The organism is Psychrobacillus sp. INOP01 (assembly GCF_018140925.1).
In the GTDB taxonomy this organism is placed as follows: Bacteria; Bacillota; Bacilli; order Bacillales_A; family Planococcaceae; genus Psychrobacillus.
On the sequence record NZ_CP073315.1, the window covers coordinates 3,229,846 to 3,250,146 of the forward strand.

Annotated in this window: 12 protein-coding genes and 1 pseudogene; 11 read left to right on the forward strand and 2 right to left on the reverse strand. The window is 35.8% G+C overall.

Annotated features, from left to right (window positions below; all coding sequences use genetic code 11):
• The first annotated feature begins 6 nt into the window (after positions 1 to 6).
• The 5 genes and pseudogenes from KD050_RS15875 (at position 7) to KD050_RS15895 (ending at position 5,407) form a co-directional block, all read left to right on the forward strand.
• Positions 7 to 435: pseudogene (locus KD050_RS15875) on the forward strand (VOC family protein).
• A 165-nt stretch (positions 436 to 600) separates the two neighbouring features.
• Positions 601 to 1,761, forward strand: a complete 1,161-nt coding sequence (locus tag KD050_RS15880; protein ID WP_211893304.1) for an aminotransferase class I/II-fold pyridoxal phosphate-dependent enzyme — start codon at positions 601 to 603, stop codon at positions 1,759 to 1,761.
• Positions 1,762 to 1,875: 114 nt separating this feature from the next.
• Positions 1,876 to 2,262: a MerR family transcriptional regulator gene (locus tag KD050_RS15885; protein ID WP_211893305.1), complete on the forward strand. Its 387-nt coding sequence runs from the start codon at positions 1,876 to 1,878 to the stop codon at positions 2,260 to 2,262.
• A gap of 120 nt (positions 2,263 to 2,382) precedes the next feature.
• Positions 2,383 to 3,765, forward strand: coding sequence for a class I adenylate-forming enzyme family protein (locus KD050_RS15890; RefSeq protein ID WP_370627097.1), 1,383 nt, complete (start codon positions 2,383 to 2,385; stop codon positions 3,763 to 3,765).
• Between the two features lie 4 nt (positions 3,766 to 3,769).
• Positions 3,770 to 5,407, forward strand: coding sequence for an acyl-CoA dehydrogenase family protein (locus tag KD050_RS15895; protein ID WP_211893306.1), 1,638 nt, complete (start codon positions 3,770 to 3,772; stop codon positions 5,405 to 5,407).
• 193 nt (positions 5,408 to 5,600) lie between these two features.
• Here the strand turns inward: KD050_RS15895 and KD050_RS15900 are convergent, their stop codons facing one another.
• Positions 5,601 to 6,506 carry an LCP family glycopolymer transferase gene (locus KD050_RS15900; RefSeq protein WP_211893307.1) on the reverse strand — a complete coding sequence of 302 codons (906 nt, stop codon included), beginning with the start codon at positions 6,504 to 6,506 and terminating at the stop codon, positions 5,601 to 5,603.
• A gap of 227 nt (positions 6,507 to 6,733) precedes the next feature.
• Between KD050_RS15900 and KD050_RS15905 the strand changes: the two genes are divergently transcribed.
• The 6 genes from KD050_RS15905 to KD050_RS15930 all read left to right on the forward strand — a co-directional run bounded on the left by KD050_RS15905 (position 6,734) and on the right by KD050_RS15930 (position 17,004).
• Positions 6,734 to 8,893 (forward strand): 5'-nucleotidase C-terminal domain-containing protein, encoded by a 2,160-nt coding sequence (locus KD050_RS15905; RefSeq protein ID WP_211893308.1) that lies wholly within the window; start codon positions 6,734 to 6,736, stop codon positions 8,891 to 8,893.
• Between the two features lie 96 nt (positions 8,894 to 8,989).
• On the forward strand, positions 8,990 to 10,042 hold the full coding sequence (locus KD050_RS15910; RefSeq protein WP_211893309.1) for a CAP and S-layer homology domain-containing protein: 1,053 nt from the start codon (positions 8,990 to 8,992) through the stop codon (positions 10,040 to 10,042).
• Positions 10,043 to 10,782: 740 nt separating this feature from the next.
• Positions 10,783 to 12,660 carry an N-acetylmuramoyl-L-alanine amidase gene (locus KD050_RS15915; RefSeq protein ID WP_211893310.1) on the forward strand — a complete coding sequence of 626 codons (1,878 nt, stop codon included), beginning with the start codon at positions 10,783 to 10,785 and terminating at the stop codon, positions 12,658 to 12,660.
• A 170-nt stretch (positions 12,661 to 12,830) separates the two neighbouring features.
• Positions 12,831 to 13,739, forward strand: coding sequence for a C40 family peptidase (locus KD050_RS15920; RefSeq protein WP_211893311.1), 909 nt, complete (start codon positions 12,831 to 12,833; stop codon positions 13,737 to 13,739).
• 426 nt (positions 13,740 to 14,165) lie between these two features.
• Positions 14,166 to 15,692, forward strand: coding sequence for a murein biosynthesis integral membrane protein MurJ (gene murJ / locus KD050_RS15925; protein ID WP_211893312.1), 1,527 nt, complete (start codon positions 14,166 to 14,168; stop codon positions 15,690 to 15,692).
• 16 nt (positions 15,693 to 15,708) lie between these two features.
• Positions 15,709 to 17,004, forward strand: coding sequence for an oligosaccharide repeat unit polymerase (locus tag KD050_RS15930; RefSeq protein WP_211893313.1), 1,296 nt, complete (start codon positions 15,709 to 15,711; stop codon positions 17,002 to 17,004).
• A gap of 1,150 nt (positions 17,005 to 18,154) precedes the next feature.
• Here KD050_RS15930 and KD050_RS15935 read toward each other — a convergent pair.
• Entirely contained in the window at positions 18,155 to 20,113 is a 1,959-nt protein-coding gene (locus tag KD050_RS15935; RefSeq protein ID WP_211893314.1) for an S-layer homology domain-containing protein, read from the reverse strand.
• Between the last annotated feature and the right edge of the window lie 188 nt (positions 20,114 to 20,301).

A 20,301-nucleotide genomic window follows, 5' to 3' on the forward strand; every position in this document is an offset into this window, starting at 1 on the left:
TTCTAAATGGCTGTAGATGTATACCTTACTTTTAACGGGAATTGTCGAGAGGCTGCTGAATTTTATGCAGAAGTATTTAAGACAGAAAAACCAGAAATTATGACTTTTGGTGAATCACCACAAAACCCGGATTATGTATTGCCAGAAGAAGCAAAAGATTTAGTTCTACACACTCGCTTAAATATTAATGGTAGCAATGTAATGTTCTCTGATACATTTCCAGGATCACCGTTTGTGGCAGGAAATAATATCAGTTTAGCTTTTGTTAGTAAAGAAGAAGATATTGTCAAATCCGCATTTGACGCTCTAAAAGAGGGCGGTAAAGTAAGCATGGACCTTTAAGAAACATTTTGGAGTAAATGTTACGGATCCTTGAGAGATAAATTTGGTATTGAATGGCAATTTAGCCACGAAAGCGATCAAATGCAACAATAATATAAAGGGCTATGCAACGTTTTAATATAACGTCGCCTAGCCCTTTTTTCATAGACTTGTTAGCTGATTTCTAAATAATCCAAAAAGTAATGATAAACCTAGCCTCTTTAAAGTATACTTACATATAAACATGCTAGAAATTTAATAGAAAGAAGAGATCAAACGATGAATATACGAATAAACCCTCGAGCGCAATCCTTGAAAATTCCTGGAACTCGACAATTCTCCAATCAATTAGTTCATTATCCAGATGCGATTAATTTGACGATTGGTCAACCAGATTTCCCAACACCCCTTACTGTAAAAGAAGCAGGTATTCGAGCAATCGAACAAAATTTAACAGGGTATTCGCACAATGCAGGGCTTCTAGAGTTAAGAATTGTTGTGGACTCTTTTTTCTCTGAAAAATATGGATTCTCATATGATATCCAAAATGAAATAGTTATAACAAATGGGGCAAGCGAGGCGATAGATGCAGTTTTTAGAACAATTCTAGAAGAAGGAGACGAGGTTATCTTACCGGCTCCTACTTATTCAGGTTATGTGCCAGTTATTGAACTTTGCGGAGCCAAAGTAGTGTATTTAGATACGACTGATACTAATTTTCAGCCTTCTGCTGAAAGACTTGCGAACTTGATTTCGGATAAAACAAAGGCTATTTTTTTCAATAACCCTTCTAATCCAACAGGTGTTGTCCTAACAAAAGAGACGATGGATGGATTAGTCGATGTTATAAAAGAGAAGAATTTGTTTGTACTAACGGATGAAATTTATAGCGAGAACACTTTCTCCGGCAAGCATCATTCCTTTGCTAGCTACAAGGAAATACGAGATAAATTAATTTATATCCACGGTGTTTCTAAGTCACATTCAATGACTGGTTGGCGAATTGGCTTCTTGATGGGACCAGCAAATGTAATGGAGCATGTAGTAAAGGTGCATGCATTCAACACCATTTGTGCATCACTTCCAGCTCAATATGCAGCAATTGAGGCATTAACAAATGCAAAAGATACTCCAAGTGAAATGAACTTAGAATATGTGAAAAGACGTGACTTTGTATATAGTCGTTTAACTGAGATGGGGATGACAGTAGAAAAACCAAATGGAGCTTTTTATATTTTCCCTGATATAAGAAAATATGGATTGAATTCTTTTGATTTTGCTACGAAGCTATTACAGGAGGGCGGAGTGGCAGTCGTTCCTGGAAGTGCATTTACGGAGTATGGGGAAGGTTTCATACGCATTTCATATGCTTATAGCATGTCTGTATTAGAAAAAGGATTAAATAGACTTGAGGAATTCCTCCTTCCATTAAATAAATAATAATTTCTAAGACACTAGACGAGTTTGTTTAGTGTCTTATTTTTGAATTACACTTGAAGTTTACGTTAACGTAAATGATATGCTCAAAATAAGACTCAAGGGAGTGGGGGCGAGATGAAAAGTATTTCGGATGTTGCAAAAGAATTCAATGTTACGACGAGAACTATCCGTTACTATGAGGAACTGGGATTATTAAGGCCAGTTCGCAGCGACAGCAACAGAAGATATTATCGTGCTGCCGACTGTGCAAAGCTAAAGCTCATTCAAAGAGGAAAGCAATATGGCTTTCAACTGGATGAAATTAAAGAAATGGTTCTGCTATTTGATATGGATCGCACTGGAAGAAGGCAACTAGAAAGAACGATAGAATATGGAAATGAAAAAACAAAGGAAATTGAAAAGAAGATTAAAGAGCTAGAAGAAATGAAAAGAGAAATGGAAACCTTGCTACATGTTTTTACAGATAAATTAGAAAATCTAAAAGGGGAGGAAAACAGATGAATTTATCAAGGCTATTAGAACATAATGCCAGTAAGTATCCACTTAATGAGGCAGTAGTTGGGATGGGACAAAGACTTACCTACGAAGCATTAAATAATCTTAAATAATCTTGTAGAGGAGTTGTCGACTGGATTATTAAAGAGAGGCATCAAGAAAGATGATAAGATTGTTCTATTTATGCCCAATGTTCCCGAATTTATCATTACTTATTTTGCAGCACATCGAATCGGAGCAGTAATCGTCCCGATCAATGCAAAGTCTACTCTAGCGGAAATAGAGTATATTTTAAAAGATGCAGATTCAAAGATGTTCGTTGTGCATGAGCTTTTATTTGATACAGTAAAGGATTTACAAAATGAAAGTCTACTTGTAAAAACTGGTGGGGAGCACCAAGGATGGATTACGTTTAATGAATTAACTAAAGAAATAATGAAAGCGCTTCCTAAATCGTCTTCTACGGATGACGAGCCATCTACCATTCTATATACTTCTGGAACGACAGGACAGCCAAAAGGAGTGCTTTTCAGTCATCGTAATGTTCTAACTGTAGCGAAAATGATTTGTATTGAAATGGAAATGAAACCAGAAAGCCGTTTGCTGTTAATGATGCCACTTAGTCATTCAGCACCCCTTCATTTATTCATGGTAGCTGGTGTGATAGTTGGTGCCACACTCGTTTTAACGCCAACATTTACACCTGATTTGCTGCTAAAAACGGTAGAGGAAGAGAAGACGACCCATTTCTTTGGCGCTCCTGTTGCATATTTAATGACTGGCAAGAATTCAGCAATCCAGCATACAGACTTAAGCTCGATGAAGTGGTGGATTTATGGGGGGGCACCATTGTCGAGTGGGGAGGTCTTATTTATGAAACAGGCTTTTAAAACGGATAATCTTGTATGTGTTTACGGATTAACGGAGGCAGGTCCAAGTGGGACATTGCTGTTAGGACATGAACATGAGAAGAAAGCAGGTAGTATTGGGAAACGAGCAGCATTGTTTACGGAAATGAGAGTCGTAAATGCCAATGGAGAAGATGTAGGTGTAGCTGAGGTTGGAGAAATTTACCTTCGCGGTGACGGAACGATGTTAGGCTACTATAAAAATCCAGAAGCAACTGCAGCGACTTTTGACGGCGATTGGTTAAAGACAGGTGATTTAGCTCGCATTGATGAAGATGGATATATATTTATCGTTGATCGAAAGAAGGACATGATTATTTCAGGAGGAGTAAATATTTATCCGAAGGAAGTGGAGGATGCTTTAATTACTTATGAAGCAGTTTCAGAAGTAGCTATTGTCGGGGTTCCACACGTAGAATGGGGCGAAACAGTTAAAGCTTATTTTGCAGCAACAAGAGCAGTCGAGACGAAGGAATTAATAGACCATCTGAACGGAAAAGTATCCTCTTTCAAAATACCAAAGCTCTTTGAACAAGTCGAGGCTCTGCCACGGAATGCATCTGGGAAAATTCTGAAGCAGTCATTGAGAGAAGGAGGTTAATAATATGGTACGAGCAAATTACTTTGCAGGAGATGACTCATTACAGGATATTTTGCAAACAAAATTACATCCGACATTCCATGCATTTGCAAAGGATCAACTACAATCGTTTGGAAATTTAGTAGCAAATGAGATAGATGAACGCGCGCGACAAACCGATCGTGAAGGAGAGCCTAAGCTCGTTAAATACAATAAGTACGGAGATGACCAGTCAATCGTTTGGGTAAATGAAGGCTATAAACAGACAGTAAAGGAAACATATGAAACCGGCATAGTAGGTTATTTGCATAAAGAAATACCTGAGCTTGGGCAAAAAGGAAACTATATTTATAGCTTTGCACAGGGGTATGTACTATCACAATCGGAACCTGGTTTTTATTGTCCCGTAACACTCACGATGGCTACCAGTTACCTACTAGATCATTATGCGAACGAGGAAGTGAAAGAAAGGTTTCTTCCCCATGTCATCGCAACAGGAGATACAGAGCTTTATGAAGGTGCAACTTTTTTAACGGAGCGTCAGGGTGGATCAGATGTAGGAGCTAACGAGGTAAAAGCTATAAAAGAGGGAGAGCATTATCGTTTATTTGGAGAGAAGTATTTTGCCTCCAACGCTGGAATGGCTGGTGTTGCCATGGTGCTAGCACGTATAGAGGGTGCCCCAAGTGGCTCGAAGGGGCTGACGTTATTTGCTGTTCCTTGGAAAAATACAGATGGTTCATTAAATGGCATTAAGATTCGTCGGCTGAAGGATAAACTGGGTGTTCGGGCAGTTCCGAGTGGCGAAGTAGAATTTGAAGGTGCTCTAGGATATATAGTTGGAGATTCAAGCAGTGGGCTGAAGTATATGCTGGAGGCACTGAATCTATCGCGTATTTGTAATACAATAGCATCGCTGGGCATTATGCGTCGTGCTTATAATGAGTCATATGCTTATGCGGAAAAACGGACAGCATTTGGAAACAAGTTAAATGAATTTCCAATGATTCAAGACTCCCTCGGTCGAATGCGTGCGAAATTAGAGATAGAACTCTATACAACCTTTGATCTGATTGAACAATATGATCGGGTCGTGAGTGGAGAGGCTTCGAAGGAAGAAGCAATTTTGAATCGATTGTTTATAGCTTTATTGAAGAAGGAAACGGCTGAACAAGCGATTCACTTTGCCTATGAGGCAATCGAGATGCACGGGGGTAACGGCTATATTGAGGACTTCGTAACTCCTAGATTATTACGCGATGCTCAGGTGCTTACAGTATGGGAAGGAACAGCGAATATCCTAGCACTAGAGCTTATACGATTGGTGAATAAATTCAGTGTCCATCATCTATTTGTTCAAACAATGGAGCAGCGACTTCAAAAATGTGAGGAATCAAACCTGAAATCCACCGTCCATGAAAAGCTCCAACAAATTAGCGAATCATTGGAGATATTCGCTAATTTACAAGAGGATATCCAAACGTTTGAAGCAAAAGCACTCGCTAAAGAAATGGTACGATTGTATGAAAGCGTTGTAGCTATAGAAATTGCTGACAAACCTCATATCGGATTATTAAGTACTATTTATATAGAAGAAACATGGCAGCTACGTAAATTAGGAGATGCTATGCGGACCTGTGAGTGGTTTAAGGGTATCAATTAGGGACTTTTAGTATAAATCAATAAGAAAAGGCTATTCCATTTTATTGGGATTAGCCTTTTTGAGTCAGTATATATGGAAGAATATCCTGTTCAGCAAGTAAACGTCACCCGACGGCAAGTATTCACCTTCACCTCGGTTGCGTAAGTGAGTTCATCATGACCACAAGTAATCCACCAAATGCTACAACTTTTCTCTATTCAAGCTCCAAATGCTCCTTCAAATGCATTGTCACTTCATTTAGCTCTTCCTCTTCGGGTACATAGTACCAAATATTATTTATTCGCTTGCCACTTCCATTCGTTAGCGTAATAGATTCAACATTTGTAAGTGCATCCTTATAACCTTTTTGAATATCCATCATTTGATCGAACGTCATATTTGTACGGATGTTTTCCGCTAACGTGGTCAATAAATCCTTATAGTTGAGCAAGCTATTGAAAGAAGCTCCTTCTTTCAAAATGGCTAAGAGAACTTGTTTTTGTCGCTCCTGTCTCCCAAAGTCACCTAGCGGATCATTCATACGCATGCGCACATAACTAAGTGCCATATCTCCATCTAAGTGAATCGGGCCATCTTCAAATAGATAACCGTTTTCTTCAAAAGCAGTACTGTTCTCGACTGTAACACCGCCAACACTATCGACAATTTTTAAAAAACTTTCCATATTAACCTGTACAACATAGTCAATCGGAATATCTATTAAGTTTTCTACAGAATGAAGTGCCATATCTATTCCACCAAATGCATACGCGTGATTTAATTTATCCATTTTATCTAATCCAATGATTTCTGTATATGTATCTCTAGGGATACTCAATACTTTTATCGAAGCGAGGGAGGGATTAACGGTAAGAACTATAATAGTGTCTGAACGTCCAACATCCGCATCGCGTTCATCCACACCGAGTAATAATACCGAGATTGGCTCTTTTTCTATGAGCTCCACTTCCGTTTCTCGAAGATTAGAAACTTTGCGAATTTCGGGTTCGTGAATAGTTTCAAGTGTCGTAGTTACATTTTTATAAATACTAGTAGCATATACTGTTCCACCTATAAGTAAGCAACTAATAATGGTAATCCAAATTATTTTCTTCGACATTCATGGTCCTCATTTCTTATAACTACAAAGTCTTTTCGTAAATATATGATTACAAGCTTCAGATTATTAATCTGAAGCTTGTGTTAGTATGCATAGTTTCTGATTTTATTAAACGTATTAAAAGAAGCCTACTTAAAAAACATAATTTACTAAAATTTAATATTTAAAATTATCAAAACTATAGTATAGTTAAAGAGATTCACATTATAAAAAGGGATGGTGCAAGAATGTATAAAAGAACTTATAAAAGTATAGCAGCATTAACGATTGCAGCTGGTTTAGGGTTAGCTTTAACACCTCAAACAAGTTTAGCAGCTGAGGGAGATTTCAACCTTACTGTTATGCATACGAATGACTCACATGCGAACGTGGATGCAGTTGCAAAACGAGCGACTGTTGTAAAACAGATTCGTTCTGAGCACAAAAATAACCTGCTTCTAGACGCAGGAGATGTATTCTCTGGAACGCTATATTTTAACCAATATACTGGTTTAGCAGATTTAGAGTTTATGAATTTATTGAAATATGATGCGATGACTTTCGGAAACCATGAATTTGACCTAGGTTCTACATCTGACGGTCATTTAGGTCTTACAGAGTTTATCAAAAAAGCTGAGTTTCCATTTGTAAGTGCCAATGTTGATTTTTCGAAGGATGCACTATTTAAAGGGCTTCAAAATAACGAATATTCATCAACAGCTGCCAATGGGGAAATATATAACGGGATTATCAAAGAAGTTGGTGGAGAAAAAGTCGGGATTTTTGGACTAACAACTGCAGAAACTGTGGATATTTCAAGTCCTAATGATATTGCATTCACTGATTATATTGAATCAGCAAAAAAAGCAGTAGCTGCATTTGAAAAAGCTGGAGTAAATAAAATCATTGCGTTAACTCATATTGGTTATGATGATGCGGCGAAATACGATAATGATTTATTGCTAGCAGAAAAAGTACCTGGAATCGATATTATCGTAGGTGGTCATACTCATACGAAACTGGACGCACCTAAAGAGTTAACTGTAAATGGGAAACCAGTTCTTATCGTTCAAGCAAATGAATACAATAAATTTTTAGGTCAATTAGATGTTTCATTCAATACTGAAGGTGTTATTACAGATCATACTGGAGTATTGCATGATGTTGCAGCAGTAGAAACTCCTGATGCTGAAACAGCTAAACTACTTAAACCGTATGCTGATTCTATAGAAAAAGTAAAAAATACTTCAACAGGTAAGGTAGCAGTAGAGGGACTTAATGGTGGACGCGGACTTTGGGGCGTTCGTGCTGGTGAAACGAATCTTGGTAACTTGATCACGGATGGTATGTTAGCGACAGCTAAAAAAATTGATGCTGAAACTGTTATTGCTATGCAAAATGGTGGAGGAATTCGTGCTTCTGTTGACGCAGGAGATATTACAGTTGGAGAAGTTTTGACTGTTATGCCTTTTGGTAATGCTTTAGCTATAGCGTCTGTGACAGGAGCAGAGATTAAATCTTTACTGGAACATGCTGTAAATGAGTTTCCTAAAGAAAAAGGAGCATTCTTACATGTTTCTGGTTTAAAATACACTTTCGATGGTACTGCAGAAGCAGGTAAACGTGTTCTAAGTGTAGAAGTAAAAGAAGGCGATAAATATGTAAAATTAGATAATTCTAAAACATATAAAGTAGCAACAAACACATTTACTGCAAAAGGTGGAGATGGCTTTAAAGCCTTTGAAACTGCTTATGCTGAAGGTCGAGTAAGCGAACCAGGAAATGTAGACTGGGAAATGTTCATTGAATACATTACAACTCTTGAAAAAGTAAATCCAACCGAAGAGGGAAGAATAAACGCTGTAATACCATTTAATGACGTTAAAGTAACTGACTGGCACTATTCATACATTCAAGATTTATTTTATCAAGGCTTATCAAAGGGAACTACTGATGCAACCTATTCACCAAGTAAACAATTGACGCGTGCTCAAGCTACGTCGTTAATCGTACGTGCACTTGGTCTGGAAGCAAAAGGAACAGCAACATTTACAGATACCGTTAATCTTCATGCTGATACAAAAGCTGAAATTGCAGCTGCAGCAGAGGCTGGTATTGTAAAAGGTGTTAACGGAAAGTTCTTACCTAACCAACCTGTCACTCGCGCACAATTTGCGTTAATGCTTAATAGAGCTTATGATGCAAAAGCAGAAGTAGACTATACAGTAAAAGAAAAAGCTACATTCTCGGATTTAGGGAAATATGATGGAGAGTTTGTAAAAGCTATTAATATGATAGAAGAACTAAATATTGGTTCTGGTACTGATGGGAAATTTAGACCTACAGAAGGAACAACTCGTGCTCAGGCTGCTAAATTTGTTTCTAACTTTAATAATCTATTAAAATAAATACTAACAAATCCCTTCATATACATTATATGAAGGGATTTTTAGGTTTATAGTGGACTTTTCTTGTGTATACTTATTAGAAAGGAGGTAATTTACTTGAAAAAGTTTAATAGATTCTTATTGCTGGGATTATTCATGGTCTTTTTGTTTCCAGGAATAGCGCAAGCTTCACTATTCACAGATGTCAGTGAAGATGAGTGGTATTATCCGGTATTAGTCTCCAATCAAAAGAATGAAATCATTACTGGTTATCCAGACGGAACTTTTCGTCCGAATAATTCCATTAGTAAAGCCCAGGTAGCTCAAATTATTAATAGAGTCTTACAATTACCTGATTCTACTGATTACAAGCCCTCATTTACAGACATCTCGAGTGATCATCCAGCATTTAGGGATGTAGCAGTGCTAACAAAAGCTGGTATATTTAATGATGGTCTGAATTTCAACCCCAATGATACATTAACAAGAGCACAATTATCCAAGATTCTCGTTTTAATGAATGATTTTCAAGTTGAAAAAGAAGTAAAAGTTCCTTTCAAAGATGTACGAGAAGATCATTGGGCAGCACCTTACATAGCTTTTTTAGCTAAAACTGGAATTACAACTGGTAAAACGGAATCTTCCTTTGCACCTAGTAGTGCTGTTACCAGAGTCCAGGCATTAGTACTATTAGATAGAAGTTTAAAATATAAGAAAAACCCAGCAAAAAATGAGATTATGTATGATCCCTATGAAAAAGAATATAAAAGTATAGAACAAGCAAATGTGAGTTTTGTCTCTGAAACTATTAAACTAGTAAATGCCGAGCGTAAAAAACAAGGTTTGACTGCTTTAGTTGAAGACAAAACACTATCCCAAATAGCATTTATAAAAGCAGAGGACATGGTTCTACATAATTATTTTGAACATACTTCGCCGATATATGGAGCTCCTTGGGATATGGCAGATGGGTTTGGTTACTTTTATAAAACCTTTGGGGAAAATATTGCGCATGGCTACGAAGGGTCTGATGAGGTAGTCACCGCTTGGATGAACTCTCCTGGTCATCGGGCTAATATACTAAACAAAAAGTTTACGACAATTGGAGTAGGCATAGCTTTAAAGGATAATAACCAGTATTATTACGTCCATATGTTCTCCAGTAAATAATATAAAAGCCGAATCAAGTCACATTTGACATTGATTCGGCTTTTTTCAAAAGATAAGAAAGTATATAAAAATGTCCCGTGAACACTGGGTTATTGGGACTTTAATGAAGGAAAAATACTGCTGATTTCCGTTTGAGGTGGAGACAAAGGAACGATGGCTAAGAATGCCACCTCGTGTGGCAACGCCTTCGTGACCAACATCCTGTTGGCCTCCGCAGGGTGAGCGATGAACCATTACCTACTATTGCGCGTTCGCCTGTGATGTTTCATCTGTCTCACTCATCCTGCCGGAGTCACCAACTTCCACTACAATTAATTAGTGTGTAGTACTCCACTATGGGGTTTGGCAAAGCATTTTGCTTAGATGATAAGATTGGTCCAATTTTATTTAGTAAAAATATCATCTGTGATCGCTGTTGCATTTGAATACATTATGAAATAGTAAGTACTATTGACTTCAATTATCTGTTTACATCAAGTGGACATGGTTGATTGGAGCGCTGTGCCCACGGAAAGCGTCCGCCCGGAGCAGAAATCAACGGCGGCATATCTATGTCTCTGTTCTGAAAGGACCAGGCGTCTTTTTCCCGGTTTTTCTTATAGAGAAGTAAGTAAATTCTCACCATCTTATCAATAAACCGATTAATTTGTAGGAAAATTAAAAAATTGAGTAAAAATGAGGATATTAATGGAAGGAGTTTTTTGATATTATCGTATAAGGATAAGGAGAGGAGCTCAAAAGTGTTAGGTAAAATTAAACAAATTGTAACTATCAGTCTTATGCTAGTATTAGCTTTTTCGCTATCATTACAAGCGAATGCCGCCAATACCTTTTCAGATGTATCGAATTCGGATGAAGGTTATCAGGAAATTGAATATATATATAGTAAAGGCATTATAAAAGGCTATGAAAGTGGTGGAACACAGAAATTCAAACCTACTGAAGTCTTAACTCGCTATCAAGCAGCTAAGATGCTAGTTCTTGCAGGTGGACATGGACCGTTAAAGGTTAGTAAATCGAGTTTTAAAGACGTAAAACTAAAAGAATCTGAATACATTGAACAAGCTGTAAAACTTGGGTACATGAAAGGTACAGGGAATGGAAACTTTAGCCCTTTCAAACCATTTACTAGGGACGATATGAGTATTGCTTTAGTTAAGACGTTTAAACTGAATTTAACTGAGTTTGCAAACAAGCCTATTGTATTTTCAGATATAAATAATAATGACGAAATAGCTAAGTATATAAAGGCAATTTATTATAATGGTATTACACAAGGTTCCGATAATAAATATATGCCAAATAGTGGTGTGACTCGTAGACAATTTAGTCTTTTTGTAGCTCGTGGAATGGAAGACGAATTTAAAGTATATAAAGAAGTCGATGGTGCAACACTACCTGATCCAAGTAAATCGATTGGACAAGTCATTATTAAAGTTAGTAATGATACGCTAAATGTTCGAACAGAGCCAAACAATTCTGGAACAGTTGTCGGTAAATTAGTAGATAAAGAAAAGGTATTTGTTTATGAAGTCACAGGTGACTGGTTAAAGATAGATTATAAAGGTGAATTACAATACATTAGCAGTGCTTATACAAGTTTCTTAGATATTAATGGCAAGGAAATTGGTGCTTCTACTGGAAAAGTATTAACAACCTCTCCTGATTTAAATATTCGAAGTAAACCAACAACAAGCGGGGCTATTATTAGTACTGTGAGTAAAAATACAGAATTACAAACGTACGGATTATATGATGGCTGGTATTTAGTAAAAGTGGGCAATATCCCAGGTTACATAAGTGCAAACTATACAGAGGATGCAACAATACCTGGGGACTCTGGATCTGATGATTTAGGTGACGTTATTGGTAAAGTAACAGCAGCATCACTAAATGTTCGAAGTGGTCCAGGAGCAACCTATGCGAGTGTAGGTAGTTTGACAAAAGGTAAAATAGTGACAGTAGAAAGTCTTAATGGCTCTTGGGCTAAAGTTAAATACAGTGGTGGACAAGGGTACGTAAGTAAAACTTATTTGAAACTGTTGAATCAAACCGGAAGTGTGCTAAAAAATAGAATTATATTAATGGACGCTGGTCATGGTGGAAAAGATCCAGGTGCCTCTAATCAAGGTGTTACAGAAAAGAGTATAGTCATTAAAGTGGCGAAACTTGTGGAACAAAAGCTTAAAAATGCTGGAGCAACGGTTATCATGTCAAGATCTGGCGATACTTATCCATCACTTCAAGACCGCGTGGAGTTATCTAAGTCTACAAACTCAGAACTTTTTGTTAGTATACATGTAAATGCTGCGGCTAATAAAAGTGTTACCGGAACAGAGACTTTCTATAATTTATCATTGAATGATAATGGAGCTGAAAGTAAAGTTCTTGCTACGAAAATTCAACAAGAAATCGTAAAAAATGCAGGTATGAATAATCGTGGTATAAAAGAAGGCGAGTTTTACGTCATTAAAAGATTGGAAATTCCATCTGTTCTAGTCGAACTAGGTTTTATTACAAATCAGCAAGACTTAAACAAACTAGTGAATGATAAATATATTGAAATTTATGCTCAATCTATATTTAATGGAATCCGTGATTACTATTCCATTCAATAATATTGAGAGGCAGTGCCTAGTCAATTATTGACTACGTGCTGTCTTTTTTTGTTTGTTATTTTTTTGTTATCTTTTTGTTATTTATATGATACGAAACTGTAATGTTTGAAGACGCAAAATGATGTTATGCTTACAACAGATTTTGCTACAGAGAGAGGTTTTACAATATAATGTTTAGGAAAGTTTTAAAAGTATGTTTACTTAGTTCAGCATTACTTATGATGAATGTCACAGCAGCTAATGCCGCATCGCCAAGTGAGATTAAAACGAAAGCTTATAACTATATAGGGACACCATATGCATACGGAGGCACTACATCTAAAGGCTTTGACTGTTCAGGATTTATCCAACAAGTATTTCAGGATGTAGCAATAGATTTACCGAGAACGACTTCAGAGCAATATAATGAAGGTACAAGCGTAAGTAAAAGTAATTTAGAGACCGGAGATTTAGTATTCTTTAACACATCAGGCAAGGGAGTTTCTCATGCTGGAATATATATTGGATCTAACCAGTTCATTCATTCATCTTCCTCCAATGGAGTTAGTGTTTCATCTATCAATGACCCTTACTATTGGGGCGACAAATACATAGGTGCAAAGAGAGTATTGGAACAATCACAAGTGATAGAAAAAGATGAAGTAAAATCCGCGAATATTGATATGAGTATTTTTGCAAGTAGAGCAGAAGTAGCAAAAAGTATTGCTGGTAAGTTGAATCTTCCTTTAGCTGATAACAAAGCAAATTACTCAGATGTTAAAACAACTTCGGAATATTATGATGCGATAAATTCAGTTACAGCAGCCGGAATATTTAGTGGAAATGAAGAAGGTAAATTTAACCCTTCGAAACCTATTACAAGAGCACATGTTGCAAAAGTATTAGTAGAAGCATTTAATCTAAAGCCTGCAGCTGGTACTCATAATTTTAAAGATGTAAATACTACTCATTGGGCAAGTGAATATGTTCAAATTTTAGCTCAAAATGGAGTTACAATAGGAAAGCCTGATGGAACTTTCGGAATAAACGATAATGTTACATATACACAAATGGACACATTTATAAACAGACTTAAATAATAATATTAGTTAATCTATACCCTTTAAGCAGTGTGTGTAAACCATGAGCATTCATGGAAATTATACTACTTCTTAAAGGGTTTCTATTTTGTATTAAAGTTAAAATTAGTCGATATAACATCTTGAAGAAAAAGGGTATAAACTTTTCAATGCGAAAATGTATTTCATAAGTAAATATGATATAATAAAAAATGCAATCTAGGGACTAATATGTTCCAAATGAAAGGAAGAACAAGATGAAGAGTGTTTTTGTCCTTAGGCTCTGCAACATTATGACATCATTGAAAATTATTTCAATCTTGCAGATTATGCTTAGAAGAAGCGTAAAACTTGTATATAAAGTGGCCACATTTATTTATCAACAATTGCATTCGAAAATAAATTATGACGTTCTAATACTTCCTAGCAATATGGGTGGGGTTAGTTATGAATAAATTAAAGTTCGCATCTGTATTTTTACTATTATCTACAATTATTTTAAAATTCTCAAGTATGATTCGTGATCTTGTTATTGCAGCTTATTTTGCGGATTCCTTTAAAGCAGATGTATATTTTGCCGCTATGACGATCCCAAATGCAATCATTTTGTTCTTATTAACCGGTATGAAAGATGCTTTTTTACCAAGTTATTATAAGTTTGAAGGGATAGGTAGGGGAGAATCTCATTTAACCAATATTATTAAAGGAACCTTTTGGATAGCTTTAGGAATAGCCATAATTGGAATGTTACTTAGCTCTCCGATTATACATATATTTTATCCGAGCTTTTCCGCTTTTGAAGGCGGAATGGAAATTGCTATTTGGACAAGTGTCATTTATTTTGGTTCCGTAGTATTAGTTGGAGTAAATGCTGTTTATGAAGGTTACTTTGATGCACAGAAGAAATTTTCTTTTTCTGTCTTTTCTCAGACAAGTGTAGTTTTAGTTACAATTATCTTTACACTTCTATTCCACGATTCAATAGGAATACTGGCTGTGCCAATTGGTTATTTAGTTGGAACTATCTTGAGCTTACTTATTAAATTTGTTTATCGTACGCCTAAGAAATTTGTTAACTGGAAACAGAAAATGGATAGAAAAGAAGTATTCGATTTTTATGGAATTTTCCTTCCTGTTGGCTTAACTATAGCAGTAGGTCAAATAAACTTAATGGTAAATACTTTTTTCGCAGCTAGAATAGGTGTAGAGGGTACAGTCTCCAATCTAAACTATGCATTTAGACTAGTTAATATTCCACAGGCAATCTTTGCTGTAACAATAGCAACTATCGTATTTCCAATTATCGCTAGTGCAAGATCAGAGAATAATATGTTAAAGTTTCGTAATGGTATAGAAAAAGGAGTCTTATATTTACTTGTTTTCCTAACACCAGCTTTAACTGGAATGGTCTTTCTAATGGAAGAGCTAGTGAGTATTGTATACGAACGTGGTGCATTTACTTCTGCTTCAACTGAAGTAACAGCATCCTATGCAATTTTATACATAGGCTCTACGTTCTTTTATTCGATCCAGGCGATCATTGCAAAAGGGTTTTATACATTGGAAAAAGGTCATTATATGATGAGAATCGGTATAATTTCAATTTTTCTTAACATTGCATCAAACTGGATATTTTCGAATTATTTCGGTGCCCAAGGTATAGCGTTTTCCACTTCTATTGTTGCAGTTCTATATTCCACAATTACGTTTATAACATTATGGAAATTGATAGGTGGTATGAACAAATTCTATTTATTGAAAAATACTTTACAAGTAGTGATTGCAACAGCTACAATGTTTGCGGCTATAAACATGGTAGATAAATTTACCGAAATAGCTGATTTACCGCCACTATTACACATTTTAACAATTGCTTTACCTGGTGCAGTAGTTTACTTTTTAGTTCTCATGTTATTCAACAACGAATTCGTGAAAACTATTTTATCTAAGGGAGGAAATTCATCATCTATCTAGTGATGGTTACTAAATTATGAAAAATAACATAAAAAAACAAATTAAGAATTTAAATAAAATCGATACATTTTCACCGTATTTCTTTTTACCGTTTATATTAGTTTTGTATTTCTTTATAAGCCTTTTTGATTTTCATCGATTTGAGTTATTTAATGTAAATACGTCAATCTGGCCATCCGTTATCTTAGCGTTAATCTGTTATTATATAGGAGTTTACTTTGTAGATAAAAAAGGATGGACATTCCCTACCTTTGGACTTTCGTTTCTTAGAGGGTATGTAATTTGGATGATTTGGGCACTTGTAATAATAGGTGGACTTGCATATTTTACAATGATGACAGGTGGAGACGTTGGTATTTCAGATGAATCCGTGCGCCGTAACCTCGATCCTAAGTTAAACTTTTTAAGTCAGTTACTTTGGTTTGGTGCTATTCTACTCTTATCTTTAAAAATTATTAAAGAAAAAAATATGACTAAAGGTAAATTGCTTCTATACGCTGTTATCTATGGTGTAATAATGGTGATGTTCCTGATGATGGGTTATAGAACACCAATTATATTGATGCTATTTACAGGTCTTATCATTTTCCACTATGCTGTTAAGCGTATCAAATTAACTTGGTTTTTAACTACTTTATTAGTAATAGGGATTTTCTTCTCGCTATTCGGTTTCTTTAGAGTACTATCAGAAGATACATCTAAGGATTTTAACTCAAGAGAGCAACCAGATGTTGAACTAACTGAGACAGAAGCAGAAAAGTTAATTTCAGTTGAAAGAAAAGTTAACCTCGTTCCTAAATGGATTCGCTCATTGAACGGAGAGGCTGTTACTGGACATATCGTTTTAAGTAAAATTATTGAGTATACAAAAGAAGAAGATTATCTGAATGGTGAAATTCACGGTGGGATTTTCTCTACTATTCTACCTGGTGAGCAAATTTCACCTCGTATGAAGGTTACAGAAATAGTTAACTCATTGAGTGTTGAAGAAGGTAAGTATATAACTCGACCAACAAGAACTACGACTCCAACCTATATTGGACAGCTCTTCTTAGACGGAGGGTACTTATTAGTTGCAATTGGTTTCCTTCTTTATGGGGTTATTATTTCGATGTTGTATAATCAGGTGAAACAAAATGGTTATGATAGTTATCAAGCAGTCGCATTTGCTTTTGTTTTAACTATTTTTACAGTTTCTATGCATACCGGGTTGCTGGATTTAATATTCCTTCTAATGATCGGATTTGTTATATTAACTGCAGCATTGAGTAAAGCTAAAGATACTAATAACAAGATTAAAACAAATATATAATGAAAAGTCTCACACTAGAAACTTGGTGTGAGACTTTTTTATTGAAAATGATTTAGAATCTCAAGTATTTAAATAAAAGATTCTCTTAAAATCAATGGTATTAAAATGATACTAATGATTTCCATTATAGGCGGACGCTTTCCGCGGACGGGTCGTGAGCCTCCTCAGGCAAACAGGATGTTGGTCATGAAGGCGTTGCCACACGAGGTGGCGCTCTTAGCCTTCGTTCCTTTGAATGCTTCCTTGCGGGGTCTCACCTGACCACGCTCTTCCAGCTGGAGTCGCCGCCTTCCACTTCAATCAAATAAGTGAGTAGGTTTAAACTTGAAAATTTAACAGAGTACTTATTATTAATATTATGATTAAGCAAAGCATAGATTCAAGATCAACCACTAGTATAGGGTGGTAATAATGAGTTTAACTATTGCCAAATAATCCAATGAGGAGTCTAGTTAATATTGACTTACTAGAGTAATAGACCTCTACTGGCAACTATATATATTGTAATATTAGAAAGTAATCTCCTTATTAACAGCGGTATTCAGGATGTGCGCCTTCCAGCCGCATGAGCGCGAAGAATGAGACTTCATAAAGGATGAAGGAGCGATAGCGATCATCCTTGAAGGCTCATGCGAAGCGTGCGGCCAGCGCACATTCGTGTAGAAGGTAACTCTAAGGAGAGATTATATCTAGTTAACCATATACTTAATGAAGCGTGACATTTACTTGCGCTCATCGAGTTTTTACTTGCTCTTAAAGACTATTTACTCGATAATTGGGGGAATTTATTCATTATTTCTAATACTCTATGCCCACTTCACTAGAATTTTTGGTTAATATTATTTATATTTCTTGTTTAGAAAGTGATTTCCTTACTAATTAGTGTCATTAGGATGTGCGCCTTTCAAGCCGCATGAGAGCGAAGAATGAGACTTCATAAAGGATGAAGGAGCGATAGCGATCATCCTTGAAGGCTCATGCGAAGCGTGCGGCCAGCACACATCCGATTAGAAACACCCCAATGGATAGATGCTTATAAAAATAGTTTAAATACTACCAATATATCTCTCACTCTATGCCTTAAAAATGAAATGTCCTTTTAGTGGACAAAAAAAGAAAGAGCAGAATTTAACTGCTCTTTCAATACAAATTATTTAATTATATTAAGCTCACGGACTAAGTCTTTATGAATATATAAGTTTTGATAACTAGGTGAATCTGAAAGGATTTCAACAAAACCATTAATGTCTGGATTCATAATAATGACTGGCATATTTGAAAGCTTATAGGTGAATGCTGCTGCGAAATTTAATGATGCATCCTTACGTACATTGACACCAGAAGTTGTTGTCATTCCAATTTTATATGTGCCTGCGTCTTTATAACCTAAAGATTTATCTATTTTATAATATTGTCCAGCAGCTTTTGCCCCCCAGTATGGATCTGATGCATATCGAACATTAAAGCCGATTGTTTTATTTCCAAATACTGCACCATTTGCATAACCTGCAGTAGGTGGAATATAATTTAAATTCCAAAATTTTTCCATTAACTCTGTAATATTGGATTCCACTGATGTGAATTTTTTGTTTAATGGATTTGTATCTGTCACATATAAACCAAAAAGATTGTTGTTCGTTAAAGCTTGATTACTCAATCCGTAAGCACTTTCGTTTTGAGCAAGCGCTAGAATCATAAGAGCGTTAACTTGATACTTTTCTTCTGCTCGTTTTAACACTTCTCCTAATCCTACTAACTTACTATTTAGCGTTGCATCTTTGTAAATTGGATAGCTTGTCGGATATAGCGTATAAAGATTTTCAAGTCGTGTTAATTCACTCATAATATACGTGTCTATTTCCTCGGCAGTATAATTCGTTTTAGAACGGGCAGGTAGGAATTGATAGTAGTTAAAGTATTCGCCAGCTATCGTTGTATTATTTTCATTAAAAAAAGTATAACCATTCCAGCTATAATATTTTTTTCCTTCCTGTAGTACGGAAGGTGCTTTTCCGATAATATAAGATGCTTCTCTATTAGTTGAGTTATAAAAAATAGTATGTTTTAATTCTCCGTTTGAAACGCTATAGTAAGATCTATTTGTTAATAAAACATACGGTTTCAACGTCGCTTTATCTAGTTTTACATACCCGATGCGATCAGCATATTGTACCTTAGCCCAGAATGTTTTCTTTCCAGAGTAATCCTCTACAACCTCTGTCCCAAGGTATTCCATTTCGGTATCAGTAGTTGCAGAAGTTGTAACATATCTGGATTCTTCTTTAGGGTGGCTATACACGACTGTGTATCCGTTTGTAATTACTAGACCAGAAGGCATCTTAATAATTTTTCCATTGCGTTCAATGACTTGATTGGATTTGGTAACACCCTTTTGCGCATCTTCAAATGTCTTATATTGCTTACCGTTAACTAACTGCTTGTTTACTATTTCTTTTACCTCAAAGGAGAAGAAATCTGGAAAGTCTGTATATCCATTTTCTTTTGCAACTTCAACCAATCTGTATATAAAGGTTGCAGATTGAGCTATTGTTGTACTTTTTTGTGGATAAAAGAATACTTTATTTCCTTCGGTGCTACCTTTTATAATACCTAGGTTTGCCCCTATAGAAACGTCAGTTATGTACTCTTCTAAAATATCTTTAGAGTCTGTGAAGGTTAAAGTACCAGTATTTTTAGGTATTACTAAATAATCTAAAACCCGGGAGATCATAACGGCCATATGTTGACGTGTAATAATATTATTTGGTTTAAAACTTCCATCAGGATAGCCTGTTATTATGCCTACTTCTGCAGCACTAAGGATATCTTTAGCAAATGGATTCGTAGAGTATACATCCGTAAATGTACTCTCGCTGCTTGCGGGTAACTTTAAAATTTTTGCTAGGTAACTAGCAAATTCTCCTCTAGTAACAGAACGATATGGATAGTACTTTCCATCCTTATCGGGAAGTAAAACGTTATTCTCTGCCAAATAGGTTAGTGACTTTTCATGTGAGTTGCCTGTAAAAGTGCTTGCTGACGCATTTGGACTAGTAAATATACTGAAGGAGAGAAGTAACGTAATTGCAAAAATAATTATCTTTTTCATAATATAGCACCTTTCTATTGTAACTTGACTCATATTTTAACAGAATAGAAGGATTACTTTAAGAGTAAAAGGTCTCTAGTTTTATTAAATATGGTAAAAAGACTATATAAATGAAACAAATGGAACATAGAATTCAAACCTTTACTTTGTTATGATTCTATTAGAATGAAAGGATGGTGTAAGCTCTT

Bases quoted from the DNA above. Each gene is read 5' to 3' on its own strand.
- KD050_RS15880 (WP_211893304.1), top strand. From the start codon at position 601: ATGAATATACGAATAAACCCTCGAGCGCAATCCTTGAAAATTCCTGGA.
- KD050_RS15885 (WP_211893305.1), top strand. From the start codon at position 1,876: ATGAAAAGTATTTCGGATGTTGCAAAAGAATTCAATGTTACGACGAGA.
- KD050_RS15895 (WP_211893306.1), top strand. From the start codon at position 3,770: ATGGTACGAGCAAATTACTTTGCAGGAGATGACTCATTACAGGATATT.
- KD050_RS15900 (WP_211893307.1), bottom strand. From the start codon at position 6,506: ATGTCGAAGAAAATAATTTGGATTACCATTATTAGTTGCTTACTTATA.
- KD050_RS15905 (WP_211893308.1), top strand. From the start codon at position 6,734: ATGTATAAAAGAACTTATAAAAGTATAGCAGCATTAACGATTGCAGCT.
- KD050_RS15920 (WP_211893311.1), top strand. From the start codon at position 12,831: ATGTTTAGGAAAGTTTTAAAAGTATGTTTACTTAGTTCAGCATTACTT.
- murJ (WP_211893312.1), top strand. From the start codon at position 14,166: ATGAATAAATTAAAGTTCGCATCTGTATTTTTACTATTATCTACAATT.
- KD050_RS15930 (WP_211893313.1), top strand. From the start codon at position 15,709: ATGAAAAATAACATAAAAAAACAAATTAAGAATTTAAATAAAATCGAT.
- KD050_RS15935 (WP_211893314.1), bottom strand. From the start codon at position 20,113: ATGAAAAAGATAATTATTTTTGCAATTACGTTACTTCTCTCCTTCAGT.